Genomic DNA, 17,559 nt, shown 5'->3' on the forward strand with positions numbered 1-17,559 from the left:
TGCTGGAGGATCCGTGGACCTGTCCCTGTCGACCGAGACCATCGGCGATCGCACGATCGTCAGGGTCGGTGGCGAAATCGACGTGTATACCGCGCCCAAACTGCGCGAGCAGCTTGTTGAACTGGTGAACGACGGGAGTTTTCACCTCGTCGTCGACATGGAGGGCGTGGACTTCCTCGACTCCACCGGTCTCGGCGTGCTGGTCGGCGGTCTGAAGCGTGTCCGTGCCCATGAGGGCTCGCTGCGCCTGGTCTGCAACCAGGAGCGCATTCTCAAGATCTTCCGTATCACCGGCCTCACCAAGGTGTTCCCGATCCACACCTCGGTCGAGGAAGCGGTGGCGGCCACCGACTGACAGCCGGACCGGGCCGTGGGTCCGGACCGGAGTACTTCCTGCGGGGGTCCGGGCGTTCGGCGGCTCGGCCCCCCGACAGCACGCCCTTAGTTCCGAGGGGGACGCATGGCCACCGTTGAGCTCCGCTTCAGCGCGCTTCCCGAGCACGTCAGGACCGCCCGTCTGGTGGCGGCAGCGGTGGCGCGCCGTGCCGGAGTGGACGAGGCCGTACTCGACGAGGTCAGACTCGCGGTCGGCGAGGCCTGCACCCGTGCCGTCGGACTGCACCAGGGCAGCGGGATCTCGGCACCCGTGCTGGTGCAGCTGATCGAGGAGGAGAAGCAGTTCTCCATCGAGGTCGGCGACGAGGCCCCGCGCGCTGCGCCGGGCGACCGTGCTCCAGGAGGTGCCTCGGAGGATCTGGACGCCGAGGCCGAGGACGACGAGATGGGACTCGCCGTGATCAGCGGTCTCGTCGACGACGTGGAGGTCACGGCCGGCGAGCACGGCGGCCTGATCCGCATGACCTGGCCCACCGCCGCTCCGATCCAGGCGACCCTGCTGTCCTGAGCCCGCTGCCGTCCGCAGCCCCGCGATCCTGATGACCGCCCGGCGGTTCTGAGCCGCACCGCTTGTCGGCGTCCCGCGGACCTGTTGTTCACCCGAAGGGCCCCACGCACGCCGTGGGGCCCTTCGGCGTGTCCTGGGGCCGCCCGGTCCGCGCCGGTTCACGGTTACCGCCCGGCAGCCGACCCTTTTCGTGAATTCCTTCACGATCGATCGGGGTCCGGGGCACCGGACAGGTAATTCACACACCAAAGGCATTAGCGGCAGGTGTGGGTGGGGACGGGCGGTGGCGGGTGGGCGGCGGGAAAAGGGTGGGGAATTGATCTATGGGCGACCGTATTCTGATCTTCGGCAGAATTGGGTAACCGGTGGATCGCCCATGCGCCAGGGGCATTACCGATTTCCGGGCCGGATGATCTCCGAATCCTCTCCGCGATCATTGCCTGTCGGCGGCGAAGATTAATTCCGCTTGCAGCGCTCTGTTTTGATCAGGTTCGGAAACCTAGAATCCGTCCACGTCTTGAGCTCAGTCCAAGCGTCAAGGAGGACGAATGGCGGGGCTTTCTACCCCTCATCAGTTGGGCCGTCCCTCACCCCTCGCAGCCGCGGTCCTGACCGACGACAACCGGCTCATCGTGATCGTCATCGGCGTGGTCGCCCTGGCGGCACTTGCCCTGGCGGCCGTCCTGGTGCGCCAGGTGCTCGCCGCGGACGAGGGCACCGAGAGCATGAAACGGATCGCCGCGGCGGTCCAGGAAGGCGCGAACGCTTATCTGGCCAGGCAGTTGCGCACGCTCGGTGTATTCGCCGTCGCCGTGTTCTTCCTGTTGTCCCTGCTGCCCGCCGACGACTGGAATCAGCGGATCGGGCGGTCGGTGTTCTTCCTTGTCGGGGCGCTCTTCTCGGCCGGGACCGGATATATCGGCATGTGGCTCGCGGTGCGCAGCAATGTGCGGGTGGCCGCCGCGGCCAGGGAAGCGACCTCCGCGACCGCGACGGGCGATACGGCGTCCGGTCCGGACGGGGGCGACGGTGAATTGGATCTCCCGGCCGGTGCCGGTCCCGCCGGTTCTGTCGCCGCCTCGCACAAAGCAATGAAGATCGCTTTTCGTACGGGCGGCGTCGTCGGCATGTTCACGGTGGGGCTCGGCCTGCTGGGCGCCTCCTGCGTCGTGCTGGTCTACGCGGCGGACGCGCCCAAGGTGCTGGAGGGCTTCGGCCTCGGTGCCGCCCTGATCGCGATGTTCATGCGTGTCGGCGGAGGCATCTTCACCAAGGCCGCGGATGTCGGCGCGGACCTGGTCGGCAAGGTGGAGCAGGGCATCCCCGAGGACGATCCGCGCAACGCCGCGACCATCGCGGACAACGTGGGCGACAACGTCGGCGACTGCGCGGGCATGGCGGCGGACCTGTTCGAGTCGTACGCCGTCACCCTGGTGGCCGCACTGATCCTCGGAAAGGCGGCGTTCGGCGACGCGGGGCTCGCCTTCCCGCTGATCGTGCCCGCCATCGGGGTCGTCACCGCGATGATCGGCATCTTCGCGGTGGTACCCCGGGCCACGGACCGCAGCGGCATGAGCGCCATCAACCGCGGATTCTTCGTCTCCGCCGTGATCTCGCTCGTCCTGGTGGCGGTGGCCGTCTTCGTCTATCTGCCGTCCTCGTACGGGGACCTCGACGGGGTGAGCGACGCGGCCGTGCTGGCGAAGGGCGGCGACCCGCGCGTCCTCGCGGTGACCGCCGTGGCCATCGGGATCGTGCTGGCCGCGCTCATCCAGCAGCTGACCGGCTACTTCACGGAGACCACCCGGCGCCCGGTGCGCGACATCGGCAGGACGTCGCTCACCGGCCCCGCCACGGTCGTCCTCGCCGGTATCTCCGTGGGCCTCGAATCGGCCGTCTACACCGCGCTGTTGATCGGACTCGGGGTGTACGGGGCGTTCCTGCTGGGCGGTACCAGCATCATGCTGGCGCTCTTCGCGGTGGCGCTGGCCGGCACCGGGCTGCTCACCACGGTCGGCGTCATCGTCGCCATGGACACGTTCGGACCGGTCTCCGACAACGCGCAGGGCATCGCGGAGATGTCCGGCGACGTCGAGGGGGAGGGCGCCCAGGTCCTCACCAACCTGGACGCCGTGGGCAACACCACGAAGGCCATCACCAAGGGCATCGCGATCGCCACCGCCGTGCTCGCCGCGTCGGCGCTGTTCGGTTCGTACCGGGACGCGATCACGACCGGCGCGCACGACGTGGGCGAGAAGCTGTCCGGGCCGGGCGCTCCGCTGAGTCTGATGATGGACATCTCGCAGCCGAACAACCTCGTCGGCCTGATCGCGGGTGCCGCGGTCGTCTTCCTCTTCTCGGGGCTGGCGATCAACGCCGTTTCGCGGTCGGCGGGTTCGGTGGTGTTCGAGGTGCGGCGGCAGTTCCGCGAGCGGCCCGGGATCATGGACTACACGGAGCAGCCGGAGTACGGCAAGGTCGTCGACATCTGTACGCGGGACGCGCTGCGGGAGCTGACCACTCCAGGTCTGCTGGCCGTCCTCGCGCCCGTCTTCGTCGGGTTCACGCTCGGCGTCGGCGCCCTCGGTGCGTACCTCGCGGGTGCCATCGGCACCGGCACCCTGATGGCCGTCTTCCTCGCCAACTCCGGTGGCGCGTGGGACAACGCCAAGAAGCTCGTCGAGGACGGCCACCACGGCGGCAAGGGCAGCGAGGCCCACGCGGCGACCGTCATCGGCGACACCGTGGGCGACCCCTTCAAGGACACCGCCGGGCCGGCCATCAACCCGCTGCTCAAGGTGATGAACCTGGTGTCCCTGCTGATCGCCCCCGCCGTCATCAAGTTCAGCTACGGGGACGACAGGAACGTCGGTGTGCGGGTACTCGTCGCGGTGCTCGCGCTCGTCGTGATCGTGGGCGCCGTCTACGTCTCCAAGCGGCGCGGGATCACCGTGGGCGACGACGACGAGGAGACGGCCGGGACCGCCAAGTCGGCCGAGGAGGCGGTGGTTTCGTAGCCGGCGAACCCACGTGGCACCTCAACTGGTGGGCGGACAGAGTCGTTTGACGCTCTGTCCGCCCTTCGCGCGCCTACTCGGCCTGCCGACCGTGAGCCTTCTCTCGCTTGGTGCAAATGGCTTCATAAATCACTTAACGGACGTTCGCCGTGCGGCGTTCCCGCCTCCGGCGTGTAAGTTCCGGGGCCGAGAGCCATGGAAGGGACCAACCCGGTGAACAAGAAGCTCGCGGCCGCACTGTCCGGCGGTGCGGTACTGGTACTGGCGCTGACGGGATGCAGCAGCAGCGACGACAGCAACGACGAACTGGACGCCTGGGCCAAGCAGGTGTGCGACTCGCTGCAGACGCAGGCCAAGAAGATCGAGGCCGCCAACGCCTCGATCCAGAAGGAGACCTCGGACGACAGCGCTCCGGAGGACGTCCGGAAGACGGACGCCCAGGCCTTCCAGGACATGTCCGACGCCTACAAGGCGATCGGCGCCGCCGTCACCAAGGCGGGGCCGCCGAACGTGGACGACGGCAAGCAGAAGCAGCAGGCCGCCGTGAAGGAGCTCAACGAGATCTCCGCCTCGTACGCGTCGCTGAAGAAGCAGGTCGACGCTCTCAACACGAAGGACCAGGCGAAGTTCGCCGACGGCCTCAAGGACATCGCCACCTCCCTCAACAAGCTGAGCCAGAACGGCAACGACGCGCTGAAGGCGCTGGAGGAGGGCGACGTCGGCAAGGCGATGGCCAAGCAGGAGAGCTGCAAGTCCGCCTCCGCCACGCCGTCCGCCGACGCCTCGGCCACCGCGGGCTGACCCGGCGGCAGGTCGGCTTCCCCTCCGTTCGGTCTCCGGCCGGTCTCCGGTCCTCCTCCGGTCCGTCTCCCGTCCGTCGTCGGGGGGCCAGCGCCGCCGTCACGCCGCGTTCCTGTACGCGGACGCGTGCGGGCGGCCCCCGGGCGGAGACAATGGGGGAGTGAGTAACTCCAGCCTGCCCGCCCTGCCCGCCGCCGACCGGCCGGACGTCGCCGCGGCCCTCCGCGACGCCCTCCTCGGCGCCTCCTTCACCGCCGACGGACTGCTCGATCTCCTGGGGGCACCCGCGTACGCGGCGCTGGCCCGCAGCGAGACCGTGCCGGCGCTGCGCGCGACCCGTGGGGACACGCCGCTGGAGATGCTGGTCCGGCTGTTCCTGCTCCAGCAGCCCGTGCCGTACGCGCGCGTGGCAGGCGTTCTGCCGGTCGACCTGTGCCTGGAGACCGGCTGGCTGACGGCCGCGGGCGACGAGGTAGCCGCCGCCGTGGACGTCCGCCCGTACGGCGGGACCGACGGCGAGGACTGGTTCGTCGTCTCCGACCTGGGCTGCTCTGTCGGCGGGGCCGGCGGGGTCGCCCGCCGGGACGAGGGAGTGGTGCTCGGGGTGGGCGGGGCGTCGACCACGCTGTCGGGCATCACCGTCCGTACGCCCGTCGGATCGGCGCTCGACCTCGGCACCGGTTCGGGCATTCAGGCGCTGCACGCCGCCCAGCACGCCACGCGCGTGACGGCCACCGACATCAACCCCCGTGCCCTGCACGTCACCGCGCTGACGTTCGCCCTGTCCGGCGCCCCGGCCCCCGCACTGTTCGAGGGTTCCCTGTTCGAGCCGGTGCCCGAGGGCGAGACGTACGACCTGATCGTCTCGAACCCGCCGTTCGTGATCTCACCGGGTGCCCGGCTCACCTACCGGGACGGCGGGATGGGCGGGGACGATCTGTGCCGCACGCTCGTTCAGCAGGCGGGGGAGCGCCTGAACCGGGGCGGGTTCGCGCAGTTCCTCGCCAACTGGCAGCACGTGGAGGGGGAGGAGTGGCAGGACCGGCTGCGCTCGTGGGTGCCGCGCGGCTGCGACGCCTGGATCGTGCAGCGCGACGTGCAGGACGTCACGCAGTACGCGGAGCTGTGGCTGCGCGACGCGGGCGATCACCGCGACGACACGGCCGCGTACCAGGAGCGGTACGACGCCTGGCTCGACGAGTTCGAGGCGCGCAAGGTGCGCGGTGTGGGCTTCGGCTGGATCACCCTGCACCGGACGGACGCGGCCGAGCCGTCGGTCACCGTCGAGGAATGGCCCCACTCGGTCGAACAGCCGCTCGGTGAGGCGGTGCGGACGCACTTCGAGCGCGTCGACTGGCTGCGCGACAACGACGACGCGGCGCTGCTGGAGGGGCACTTCCGGCTGACCGCCGAGGTGGTGCAGGAGCAGGTCGGGCTGCCCGGCGCCGAGGACCCGGAGCACGTGGTGCTGCGTCAGCACCGCGGGATGCGCCGCGCCACCCAGGTCGACACGGTCGGCGCGGGCTTCGCGGGCGTGTGCGACGGCTCGCTGAGCGCCGGACGCATCCTCGACGCGATCGCCCAGCTCACCGGCGACGACCCGGTGACCCTGCGGGACCGCACGCCCGCCCAGATCCGGCTGCTGGTGGAGCAGGGGTTCCTCGACCCGAGCTGAGGATGCGCGGAGGGGGTCGGCGCCGGCGGGGTGGCGGGGGTGGGCCCGGCAGGGGCCGGTACCCGGCCGGGCCGCCACGGGCCGGCCGCTCGGCGCGCGGGCCCGACGCGGCCGTACGGCGCGAACTCGGCTCGCGCCGCTCGCCGCGAACCGGGGCACCGCCGCGCCGCTCGCCGCGAACCGGCGCACCGCCCACCGCGCCCGGCGAGCCGGTCACCGGTCTAGGTCCGGCGGCGCCGGTGGTGCGCAGGGCGGGGTGCGGGGCGAGGTGGGTTCCCGACCGGAGCGACCGGAGCGACCGGAGCGACCGGGTCGGTCGGTCGGTCGACCCGCTCGGGCGGCCAGCGGTTGATGTCGGCCGATTCCGGACAGCGGCGGAAGGCGGCGACCGGAAACTGCCGACAAGTCGGTCAAGGGCGGTCGGGGTGGAATCCGGGCGGAATCCGGAAAGAAGTGGCTGATTCGTGGCCCTCGGTGCGGTGGTCGGGTCGGCCCGGTCGCCGACCGACGCGGGATCTGCCGCGCCTCCGTACCCGTCCATTGCATACCGATCCGGACGAAACGCCTCCGGTCGTCGCGGGCGTGGTGCACGCCACTTCGGGGCGGGAACGGGCCGGATTTCGACCCGGGGCCGAGGTGGCCGGACGTGCCGCCGCGGGCTCGTGCCGGTGCCTCGCCCTGCGGTCCTTCCCGCGTTCACCGCGGGTTGGCCCCGATGTCGTCCGTGAGTGCGAGCCTCCGGTGCGGACGCAGGGGCGTCCGGACGGGAGGCGGGCGCGGTGGAAAACGGTCCTGCGGCGGTGACGGGCGCGGTGTTCGCCCTGTTCGGGGCGACACTTCTGCTGTGGACGGCCGTGTGCGTCCGGCAGCGGCGGCCGGTCGCCGCCGGGGTCCGCCCGGCCTTCGCGGCGACCGTCACGGGCGCCGTCTCGCTGGTGTCGCTGGCCGTCGGGGTCTGGTGCTTCGCGCACCTGTTCTCGCACCTCTGAGGGGGGTCCGCCGGACCTCGCGCCGGTAACCGGCGGATCACGCTCCGGATGGGGCCGGGACCGGAGCTGGGCACTCCGGGCGGCAGGAAGGGCGGTAGTCGGGTTACCGTTCGAGTGGCCGTTGCGGGCTTTTCCCGTTTGACACGGGGGCGGGATGTACCGTCACACTCCGCAGCGTCACCATGACCCGACCCGGGGCGCAAGGCCCAGGGAGGGCCCCAGCGTCGATCCGGAGAGAAGAGCGAAGTTGTCCCCGACCAGCGAGACCGCGCAGGGCGGCGGCCGCCGACTCGTCATCGTCGAGTCGCCTGCCAAGGCGAAGACGATCAAGGGTTATCTCGGCCCCGGCTACATTGTCGAGGCGAGCGTCGGGCACATCCGTGACCTCCCCAACGGTGCCGCCGAGGTGCCGGAGAAGTACACCGGCGAGGTGCGCCGTCTCGGTGTGGACGTCGAACACGACTTCCAGCCGATCTACGTCGTCAACGCCGACAAGCGGGCCCAGGTCAAGAAGCTCAAGGACCTCCTGCGGGACTCCGACGAGCTCTTCCTCGCGACGGACGAGGACCGCGAGGGCGAAGCCATCGCGTGGCACCTCCAGGAAGTGCTGAAGCCCAAGGTTCCCGTCAAGCGGATGGTCTTCCACGAGATCACCAAGGACGCCATCCAGCAGGCCGTGCGCAACCCGCGCGAACTGAACCAGAAGCTGGTCGACGCCCAGGAGACGCGCCGCATCCTCGACCGCCTGTACGGCTACGAGGTCTCGCCCGTCCTGTGGAAGAAGGTCATGCCGCGCCTGTCGGCCGGCCGTGTCCAGTCCGTCGCCACCCGACTCGTCGTGGAGCGGGAACGCGAGCGCATCGCCTTCCGTTCCGCGAGCTACTGGGACCTCACGGGCACCTTCGCGACCGGCCGCGCCGGTGACGCCTCCGACCCGTCCTCGCTGGTCGCCCGCCTCCAAACGGTCGACGGGCGCCGGGTAGCGCAGGGCCGCGACTTCGACTCCGTGGGGCAGCTCAAGGGCGCGAACCTCCTGCACCTCGACGAGGCCACCGCGCGCGAGCTCGCCGCCGGGCTGGAGAACAGCCGGTTCGCGGTGCGTTCCGTCGAGTCGAAGCCGTACCGGCGCTCGCCGTACGCCCCGTTCCGTACGACGACCCTCCAGCAGGAGGCGAGCCGCAAGCTCGGCTTCGGCGCCAAGGCCACCATGCAGGTCGCCCAGAAGCTGTACGAGAACGGCTTCATCACCTACATGCGTACGGACTCCACGACCCTGAGCGACACGGCGATCACCGCCGCCCGCGCCCAGGTCACGCAGCTCTACGGGGCCCAGTACCTGCCGGACAAGCCGCGCACGTACGCCGGCAAGGTCAAGAACGCGCAAGAGGCGCACGAGGCGATCCGCCCCTCGGGCGACCGCTTCCGCACCCCCGCCGAGACGGGCCTGACCGGCGACCAGTTCCGGCTGTACGAGCTGATCTGGAAGCGGACCGTCGCCTCCCAGATGAAGGACGCGACCGGCAACTCCGTCACCGTCAAGATCGGCGGCACCGCCGCGGACGGCCGTGACGCCGAGTTCAGCGCGTCCGGCAAGACGATCACCTTCCACGGCTTCCTCAAGGCCTACGTCGAGGGCGCCGACGACCCGAACGCCGAGCTCGACGACCGCGAGCGCAGGCTGCCGCAGGTCTCCGAGGGCGACGCGCTCACCGCCGACGAGATGACGGTCGACGGGCACAGCACCAAGCCCCCGGCCCGCTACACCGAGGCCTCGCTGGTCAAGGAGCTCGAAGAGCGCGAGATCGGCCGCCCGTCGACGTACGCGTCGATCATCGGCACGATCCTCGACCGCGGTTACGTCTTCAAGAAGGGCACGGCCCTCGTGCCGTCCTTCCTGTCGTTCGCCGTGGTCAACCTCCTGGAGAAGCACTTCGGGCGCCTGGTCGACTACGACTTCACCGCCAAGATGGAGGACGACCTCGACCGCATCGCGCGGGGCGAGGCCCGTGCGGTGCCGTGGCTGCGCCGCTTCTACTTCGGCGAGGGCGAGGCGACGGGCGCCGCCGAGGCCGGCAACGGCGACGGCGACCACCTGGGCGGCCTCAAGGAACTCGTCACCGACCTGGGCGCGATCGACGCCCGCGAGGTGTCGTCGTTCCCCGTCGGCAACGACATCGTGCTGCGCGTGGGCCGCTACGGCCCGTACATCGAGCGCGGCGAGAAGGACTCCGAGAACCACCAGCGCGCCGACATCCCCGAGGACCTCGCCCCGGACGAGCTGTCCGTCGAGATGGCCGAAGAGCTGCTCGCGCGGCCCAGCGGAGACTTCGAGCTGGGCACCGACCCGGAGACCGGCCGCGAGATCGTCGCCAAGGACGGCCGCTACGGTCCGTACGTCACCGAGGTGCTGCCCGAGGGAACCCCGAAGACGGGCAAGAACGCCGTCAAGCCGCGGACCGCGTCGCTGTTCAAGACGATGACGCTCGACACCGTGACCCTCGCGGACGCCCTCAAGCTCATGTCGCTGCCGCGTGTCGTCGGCAAGGACGCCGAGGGCGTCGAGATCACCGCGCAGAACGGGCGCTACGGGCCCTACCTGAAGAAGGGCACGGACTCGCGCTCGCTCCAGACCGAGGACCAGCTCTTCACCATCACGCTCGAAGAGGCCGAGGCGATCTACGCGCAGCCCAAGCAGCGGGGCCGCGCCGCGGCGAAGCCGCCGCTGAAGGAGCTGGGCGAGGACCCGGTCAGCGGGAAGCCCGTCGTCGTCAAGGACGGCCGCTTCGGCCCGTACGTCACCGACGGCGAGACCAACGCGACCCTGCGCTCCGGCGACAGCGTCGAGGAGATCACCCCGGAGCGCGGCTACGAGCTGCTCGCCGAGAAGCGCGCCAAGACGCCCGCCAAGAAGACGACGAAGAAGGCGACGACCAAGAAGGCGCCCGCGAAGAAGGCGCCCGCCAAGAAGGCCACGACCGCCAAGAAGACGGCGGCGAAGACCACCACGGCGAAGAAGACGGCCGCCAAGAAGACGACGACCAAGAAGGCCGTCGCGAAGACGGCCGCCTCCGGCGTGTCGGCGTCCGGCGGCTCCGGGGGTTCCTCGGACGAGTGACCGGGTGGGCGGCCGGCCGGACGGTTCGCTGCCCACTCGTCAGAACTGCTCCTCCGCGCGCGTGGTCGGCGACAGCCCGCCACGCGCGCGCAGTGCGTCACGGCTCGGTGCGCGACGGGCGGGCCGGGCTGCGTGGACAGCTCCGGGCGGGCAGATCCGTGCCGGCGGAGGTCACGTTTCCAACACCCCGGCATCACTTTGGTGTCGGGGCGTGCACACGTTCGGGCGCCCGCCGCGAGCCGTCGGTGCCTGCCGATAGGCTGAATGCATGACGCGAGCCGAGCAGCCAACGGCCCACCAGCCGAACTCCGACGACACCCTGGTCGCGGACTCACGCGAGCGTGCCGTCCGCGCACTGTTGCGCCAGCCGCAGCTGAAGCGCTTGTGGAGCGCCCAGTTGGTCGGCGGCATCGGGGACGTCCTCGCGCTCCTGGTGCTGGTCCTCCTCGTCCTCCAGGCGGCCGTCGCCGAGGGCTCCTTCGGGGGCGGTTACCGCGGGGTGGCGTTCGCCGTCGCGGCGGTCTTCGCGGTGCGGGTGCTCGCGACGCTGCTCTTCGGGGCGGTCCTGCTGGGACCGCTCTCCTCCCTCACCTCGCACGACGGCCCGCTGGACCGCCGCTGGACGATGGTCGGCGCCGACGGGCTGCGCGCCCTGCTGCTGATCGTGGCGCCGCTGTGGATCGACTGGACCCCGGACAACGCCCTGGCGGCCCTCCTCGTCACCGGCTTCGTCGCCGGTGTCGCCGAGCGCTTCTGGAGCGTGGGCCGCGAGGGCACGGCGCCCGCGCTGCTGCCCGTGCCGCCGCCGGAGGGCGCGACCGTCCGGCCGCTGCCGGACCACATGGACGCCCTGCGCCGCCTGTCGCTGCGCACGAGCTTCGTGGCCGTCCCACTCGCGGGCGCGGCCCTTGTCGTCGCGGGCCTGCTGAACAACCTGCTCGGCTCCGGCCTCGACTGGTTCGGCCAGCACCAGGCGGCCCTCGCCTCGTACGTCGCGGCGGGACTGTTCGCCGCCTCCCTGTCGGTGCTGACCTTCCTCGAAGTCCCCGGACTGCGCACCCCGCGCGCGCGTTCCCCGCTGGAGGGGCTGCGCCGGCCGCGTTCCGGCACGGACGTCGACAAGGGCCGCACCGGAGCCGCCGCGCTGCTGGTGCTGGCCAGTGCCTCCGTCGCCGGTGCGATCGCCGCGGCGGTCGCCGTGGCCGTACTGCACGCCAAGGACCTCGGCGGCGGCCCCGTCTCGTACGGCCTGATGGTGCTCGCGCTGACCGGCGGTGTCGTCGTCGGCATCCGCAGCGCGCCCAAGGTGCTCGTCACCCTGTCGCGCCGCCGGCTGCTCGCGCTGGCCATCGCGTTCACCGGTGTCGCCCTGCTCGGCGCGGGCCTCGACCCGGACATCGCCAGCGTCCTGCTGATCCTCGCGCTGGCCGGCGTCGGCGCGGGCGTGGCCGCCAACACCGGACACGCCCTCCTCGACCAGGAGGCCGAGGAGCACCGCCGGGCACGCACCACCGAGCACCTGCACGCGGTCGTCCGGGTCTTCGTCGCCGTCGGCGCCGTCGTCGCGCCCCTGGTGGCCGCGGGCATCGGGCCGCACCGCCTGGCGAGCGGCAAGTTCGTCTTCGCGCACGGCGGTGCCGCGTTCACGCTGATGCTGGTCGGCGCGCTGCTGCTGCCCGTCGCCGCGCTGGTGCTCGCCAAGACCGACGACCGGTCCGGCGTGCCGCTGCGGCACGACCTGCTGGACGCCCTGCGCGGCGGCGACGACCCGGGACCGCTGGCCACGGCGAACGGTTTCTTCATCGCCCTGGAGGGTGGCGACGGAGCCGGCAAGTCCACCCAGGCCGACGCCCTCGCCGAGTGGATCAGGGCCAAGGGGCACGAGGTCGTCCTCACGCGCGAACCCGGTGCCACCCCGGTCGGCAAGCGGCTGCGGTCGATCCTGCTCGACGTGTCGTCCGCCGGGCTCTCCCACCGCGCGGAGGCGCTGCTGTACGCGGCGGACCGCGCGGAGCACGTGGACACCGTCGTGCGTCCCGCCCTGGAGCGCGGCGCGGTGGTCATCTCCGACCGCTACATCGACTCGTCGGTGGCGTACCAGGGCGCCGGGCGCGACCTGTCGCCGACCGAGATCGCGCGCATCTCGCGCTGGGCGACCAACGGTCTCGTCCCGCACCTGACGGTGCTGCTCGACGTGGCCCCGCAGACCGCCCGCGAACGCTTCACGGAGGCTCCCGACCGCCTGGAGTCGGAGCCCGCCGAGTTCCACGCGCGCGTACGGTCCGGCTTCCTCACCCTCGCCGCCGCCGACTCCGGCCGGTACCTCGTCGTGGACGCCGGCCAGGAACCGGAGGCCGTCACCAGCGTGATCCGGCACCGGCTCGACCAGTTGCTGCCGCTGTCCGAGGCCGAGATCGCGGCCCAGGAGGAGGCGCGCCGCAAGGCCGAGGAGGAGGCCCGCCGCAAGGCGGAGCTGGAGGCCGCGCGCAAGGCCGAGGCGGAGCGCGTCGAGCGCGAACGCCAGGAGCAGCTCGCCAAGCTGCGCGCCGAGGAGGAGGAGCGCAAGCGGCGCGAGCTGGAGGAGGCGCAGCGTCGCGAGGCCGAGCGGCAGGCGGAGGAGGCCCGGCAGCGGGCCGAGGAAGCGCGCCGCCGCGCCGAGGAGGAGCGGGTCCGGCTGCTCGCCGAGGAGGAGGCCCGCGCCGCCGAGGAGACGCGCCGCAAGGCCGACGAGGAACGCCGTCGCCGGCAGGCCGAGGAGGAGGCCCGGCTGCGGGCCGAGGCCGACCAGCGACGTCTGGACAAGCAGCGCAAGGCCGAGGAGGCGCTGCTGCGCGCCGAGGAGGCCCGCCGCCTCGCGGAGCAGGCGACCGCGGCGGCGGAGGCGGGACCGCGGCGGCAGGCCGCCGAGCGTGGCACGGCCCCGGCCCCCGACGACGCGCCGTCCGGCGAGACGCGGAGTGCCGCGTCCGGGACGCCGGCTCCCGCGCGCAGGCCCGCCGCGGACGCGCCCGCCGAGGCGACCACGGTGCAGACCCCGCTCGTGAACCCGGGGGCGTCGTCCTCGGGCGGCGCCGCGAGCGACGAGACGGCGGTGCTGCCCGCCGTCGGGCGGACCGAGGACCGTCGGGCCGACCGCCGGCCGTCCGCACCGGAGCCGGAGTCGGAGCCCCAGTCGCAGCCGGAATCGGAGTCGGAGCGCACGGCCAGGCTGCCGCGTCCGCCGGCCTCGCCCGCGGGCGCGTCCGACGAGACGGCGGTGCTGCCGCAGGTGAAGCCCGGCTCGACGGGAGCCTCGGACGAGACGGCGGTGCTGCCGCAGATCGGGCGTGACGGGGGCGGCTCCGCCGGTGCGGGCGACCCCGCCGACCGGGTGCCCCCGGGCTTCTTCCGGGAGCAGGACGAACGCGTCACGCCGGCGCCGCCGTCGGTGACGGGCGACGACCGTACGCGCGAACTGCCCCAGCTCGACGACGAGGGCGCCCCCCGCTCCCGGCGCCCGCGCCCGGAGTGGGCCGAGGAGACCCCGCTCGACGACCTGCCGACGCTGGCCGACGAACTGCTCGGCCGACGGGGCGACGACGAGGACGGGCACGACGACGGCACGGGCCGCGGCCGGGGCGGCAGGGGCCGCGGACGCCGGGGCTGAGGCGGCCGGCGTTCCGCCGTGGCCTCCGGGGTCGACGGGCGCGGGTGACCGCGGCCGGTCGGCCCCGTCGCCGTTCCCGGGCCTCCGACCTGGGCGAGCAGGCTGAACGGGGGAGGGCCGGGGCCGAGCCGGGCCGGGGCCGAGGGCGCCGATCGTGCCGGTTTGTCAGTGGTCGCCCCCACAATGGAATCCGCGCCGCACGCATGCCGGACACGGCCGCGTGACGAACGCGGCGGACCTTTCCGAAACACCCGCCCCTGCGGGAGCGGTGGGCGCGGCGAGTGGGCGCGGCGAACAGCGCGAGCCGCAGGTCGGCGGACAGGCAGTGTGCAGCGTGACGACGAAAGGGCGGAGTGACCCATGACCGTGTGGGACGACCTGGTGGGGCAGGAGGCCGTGAGCGAGCAGCTCGCCGCCGCCGCCCGCGACGCCGACGCCCTGGTCACCGCCGTGGGCGCCGGGACCCCACTGCCCGAGGGGTCGCGGATGACGCACGCCTGGCTGTTCACCGGGCCCCCCGGCGCGGGGCGCGCGCAGACGGCCCGCGCCTTCGCCGCCGCGCTCCAGTGCGTCAGCCCCGACCGCGCCCTCGGCGGAGTGCCCGGCTGCGGGTTCTGCGACGGCTGCCACACCGCTCTCGTCGGCACGCACGCCGACGTCAGCACGGTCGCGGCGGTCGGCGCGCAGATCCTCGCCGAGGACATGCGGGACACGGTCCGCAAGTCGTACACCTCGCCGGCGACCGGGCGCTGGCAGGTGATCCTCGTCGAGGACGCGGAGCGGCTGAACGAGAAGTCGGCCAACGCCGTCCTCAAGGCCGTCGAGGAGCCCGCCCCGCGTACGGTCTGGCTGCTCTGCGCGCCGTCGATCGAGGACGTGCTGCCGACCATCCGCTCCCGCTGCCGCCACCTGAACCTGCGCACCCCGCACGTCGAGGCCGTCGCCGACATGCTCGTCCGACGCGAGGGCGTCGAACCCGACGTCGCCGCCGCGGCGGCCCGCGCCACGCAGGGCCACGTCGACCGGGCCCGCCGCCTGGCCACCGACCCCGCCGCCCGCCAGCGGCGCGCCACCGTGCTGCGGCTGCCGCTGCGCCTGGACGACATCGGGGGATGCCTGAAGGCCGCGCAGGAGCTGGTCGACGCGGCGGCGGAGGACGCCAAGCAGCTCGCCGAGGAGCGGGACGGCAAGGAGACCGACGAGCTGAAGGCGGCGATGGGCGCCGTGCAGGGCGGCCGGATGCCGCGCGGCACGGCGGGCGTGATGAAGGACCTGGAGGACAAGCAGAAGCGCCGCAGGACACGCACCCAGCGCGACAGCCTCGACGTCGCGCTGACCGACCTCACCTCGCTGTACCGGGACGTCCTCGCGCTCCAGCTCGGCTCCCGCGTGGCGATCGCCAACGCGGACTTCGAGGACACCCTGGACCGCCTGGCGGGCGCCGGCACCCCGGAGTCGACCCTGCGCCGCATCGAGGCGATCGGCGCCTGCCGCGACGCCCTCGACCGCAACGTCGCCCCGCTGCTCGCGGTGGAGGCGATGACGATGGCCATCAGGGCGGGCTAGCGGGAGCCGCACGGACCCGGCCCGGCCCGGTCCGGCCCGGCCCGGACGGCAGGCCGGTGCGACGGTGTCCGCTGTCTGATGTTCGCCGTTTGACGGCGTCCCCCGTCCGGGTCACGTACGCCACGGAGAGTATTCGAGTCGCCGCACGGGGTTACTCTCGGTCGATGTACATCAGGCGCCCCCTCCGCCCTCTCCGCCGTACCCGCTCCCGCGCGGCGCACCTCCCGCCGGGCACGACCGGCGTACGGCCGCTCGCCGCCCCCTGGTCGCTGCGCGTCGGCGGCACGCTGCTCGCCGGTGCGGCACTGCTCGTGTCCGCCTGTTCCGCGGGGCCGCGCACCGAGCCGGCCGGCTCGACGGCGTCGACGGCGGCGGTGGCGCTCGCCGCGCTGCCCCGGGCCACCCCCTCCGGGCTCTCGTCGTACTACGGGCAGAAGCTGAAGTGGCGCGACTGCGGCGTGCCGGGCTTCCAGTGCACGACGATGAAGGCGCCCCTCGACTACGCGGACCCCGCCGCCGGTGACGTGAGCCTCGCGGTCTCCCGCAAGAAGGCGACCGGCCCCGGCGAACGCCTCGGCTCCCTGCTGGTGAACCCCGGCGGGCCGGGCGGCTCGGCGGTCGGCTACCTCCAGCAGTACGCGGGCATCGGCTACCCGGCGCAGGTCCGCGCCCGCTACGACATGGTCGCCGTCGACCCCCGCGGGGTGGCCCGCAGCGAGCCGGTGGTCTGCCTCGACGGCAAGGAGATGGACACCTACACGCAGACCGACGTCACCCCCGACGACCGGCGCGAGCAGGCCGGTCTGGTCGACGCGTACAAGGAGTTCGCCGAAGGCTGCGGCAGCCGTGCCGCCGGGACGCTGCGGCACGTCTCGACGGTCGAGGCGGCGCGGGACATGGACATCCTGCGCGCGGCTCTCGGGGACAAGAAGCTGACGTACGTGGGTGCCTCGTACGGGACGTTCCTGGGCGCGACGTACGCGGGACTGTTCCCGCAGCGGGTCGGCCGGCTCGTCCTGGACGGCGCGATGGACCCCTCCCTGCCGGCCCGCAGGACGAACCTCGACCAGACGGCCGGGTTCGAGACGGCGTTCCAGTCGTTCGCGAAGGACTGCGTACGGCACAGCGACTGCGCGCTGGGCGGCAGGAACACCACGCCCGCGCAGGTGGGCGACAACTTGCGGGCCTTCTTCAAGAAGCTCGACGCGCACCCGATCCCGGCGGGCGACGCGGACGGCCGCAAGCTCGGTGAGGCGCTCGCCACCACCGGGGTCATCGCCGCGATGTACGACGAGTCCGCGTGGCCGCAGCTGCGCGAGTCGCTGACGTCGGCGATGCGGGAGAACGACGGCGCGGGCCTGCTGGTCCTCTCCGACAGCTACTACGAGCGGGACGCGGGCGGCCGCTACTCGAACCTGATGTCCGCCAACGCGGCCGTGAACTGCCTGGACCTCCCCGCCGCGTACGACACCCCCGACCAGGTGCGCGAGGCGGTGCCCGACTTCGAGAAGGCGTCCCCGGTGTTCGGCGAGGGCCTGGCCTGGGCGTCCCTGAGCTGCGCGTACTGGCCGGTCCGGGCGACGGGCGAACCCCACCGCATCGAGGCGAAGGGCGCGGCCCCGATCGTGGTGGTCGGCACGACCCGCGACCCGGCGACCCCGTACCGCTGGGCCCAGTCCCTGTCCCGCCAGCTCTCCTCGGCCCACCTGCTGACCTACGAGGGCGACGGCCACACGGCGTACGGGCGCGGCAGTTCCTGCATCGACTCGGCGATCAACACCTACCTGCTCCGCGGCACCCCGCCGGCGCAGGGAAAGCGCTGCTCGTAACCCCGCGCGGGCCCCGG

General features: G+C 72.6%; 10 protein-coding genes. All 10 read left to right on the forward strand.

Annotated elements, in window-relative coordinates; all coding sequences use genetic code 11:
- The first annotated feature begins 13 nt into the window (after nucleotides 1-13).
- A complete protein-coding gene (gene bldG / locus ACFZA0_RS34735) occupies nucleotides 14-355 on the forward strand; it encodes an anti-sigma factor antagonist BldG (protein WP_024885807.1) in 342 nt (113 codons plus the stop codon).
- Between the two features lie 105 nt (nucleotides 356-460).
- Nucleotides 461-904 (forward strand): ATP-binding protein, encoded by a 444-nt coding sequence (locus ACFZA0_RS34740; protein WP_391024408.1) that lies wholly within the window; start codon nucleotides 461-463, stop codon nucleotides 902-904.
- A 548-nt stretch (nucleotides 905-1,452) separates the two neighbouring features.
- Complete coding sequence (locus tag ACFZA0_RS34745) at nucleotides 1,453-3,921, forward strand: sodium-translocating pyrophosphatase (protein WP_391024410.1); 2,469 nt, start codon at nucleotides 1,453-1,455, stop codon at nucleotides 3,919-3,921.
- Nucleotides 3,922-4,116: 195 nt separating this feature from the next.
- Complete coding sequence (locus ACFZA0_RS34750) at nucleotides 4,117-4,722, forward strand: small secreted protein (protein WP_391024411.1); 606 nt, start codon at nucleotides 4,117-4,119, stop codon at nucleotides 4,720-4,722.
- Nucleotides 4,723-4,882: 160 nt separating this feature from the next.
- Entirely contained in the window at nucleotides 4,883-6,397 is a 1,515-nt protein-coding gene (locus ACFZA0_RS34755; RefSeq protein ID WP_391024413.1) for a methyltransferase, read from the forward strand.
- A 779-nt stretch (nucleotides 6,398-7,176) separates the two neighbouring features.
- Nucleotides 7,177-7,386, forward strand: coding sequence for a hypothetical protein (locus ACFZA0_RS34760; RefSeq protein WP_391024415.1), 210 nt, complete (start codon nucleotides 7,177-7,179; stop codon nucleotides 7,384-7,386).
- Between the two features lie 247 nt (nucleotides 7,387-7,633).
- Nucleotides 7,634-10,501: a type I DNA topoisomerase gene (gene topA / locus ACFZA0_RS34765; protein ID WP_391024416.1), complete on the forward strand. Its 2,868-nt coding sequence runs from the start codon at nucleotides 7,634-7,636 to the stop codon at nucleotides 10,499-10,501.
- Between the two features lie 268 nt (nucleotides 10,502-10,769).
- Nucleotides 10,770-14,147, forward strand: a complete 3,378-nt coding sequence (gene tmk / locus ACFZA0_RS34770; RefSeq protein ID WP_391024418.1) for a dTMP kinase — start codon at nucleotides 10,770-10,772, stop codon at nucleotides 14,145-14,147.
- Between the two features lie 360 nt (nucleotides 14,148-14,507).
- A complete protein-coding gene (locus tag ACFZA0_RS34775) occupies nucleotides 14,508-15,713 on the forward strand; it encodes a DNA polymerase III subunit delta' (RefSeq protein ID WP_391024419.1) in 1,206 nt (401 codons plus the stop codon).
- Between the two features lie 164 nt (nucleotides 15,714-15,877).
- A complete protein-coding gene (locus tag ACFZA0_RS34780; RefSeq protein ID WP_391024421.1) occupies nucleotides 15,878-17,542 on the forward strand; it encodes an alpha/beta fold hydrolase in 1,665 nt (554 codons plus the stop codon).
- The last annotated feature ends 17 nt before the right edge of the window (nucleotides 17,543-17,559 follow it).

Origin of the sequence: Streptomyces sp. NPDC008150 (assembly GCF_042956945.1) — a bacterium.
GTDB lineage: Bacteria > Actinomycetota > Actinomycetes > Streptomycetales > Streptomycetaceae > Streptomyces.

Excerpts from the sequence above, each read along its gene's own strand:
- ACFZA0_RS34750 (WP_391024411.1), top strand. The coding sequence starts at position 4,117 with ATGGAAGGGACCAACCCGGTGAACAAGAAGCTCGCGGCCGCACTGTCC.
- ACFZA0_RS34775 (WP_391024419.1), top strand. The coding sequence starts at position 14,508 with ATGACCGTGTGGGACGACCTGGTGGGGCAGGAGGCCGTGAGCGAGCAG.
- ACFZA0_RS34740 (WP_391024408.1), top strand. The coding sequence starts at position 461 with ATGGCCACCGTTGAGCTCCGCTTCAGCGCGCTTCCCGAGCACGTCAGG.
- tmk (WP_391024418.1), top strand. The coding sequence starts at position 10,770 with ATGACGCGAGCCGAGCAGCCAACGGCCCACCAGCCGAACTCCGACGAC.
- ACFZA0_RS34745 (WP_391024410.1), top strand. The coding sequence starts at position 1,453 with ATGGCGGGGCTTTCTACCCCTCATCAGTTGGGCCGTCCCTCACCCCTC.
- ACFZA0_RS34780 (WP_391024421.1), top strand. The coding sequence starts at position 15,878 with ATGTACATCAGGCGCCCCCTCCGCCCTCTCCGCCGTACCCGCTCCCGC.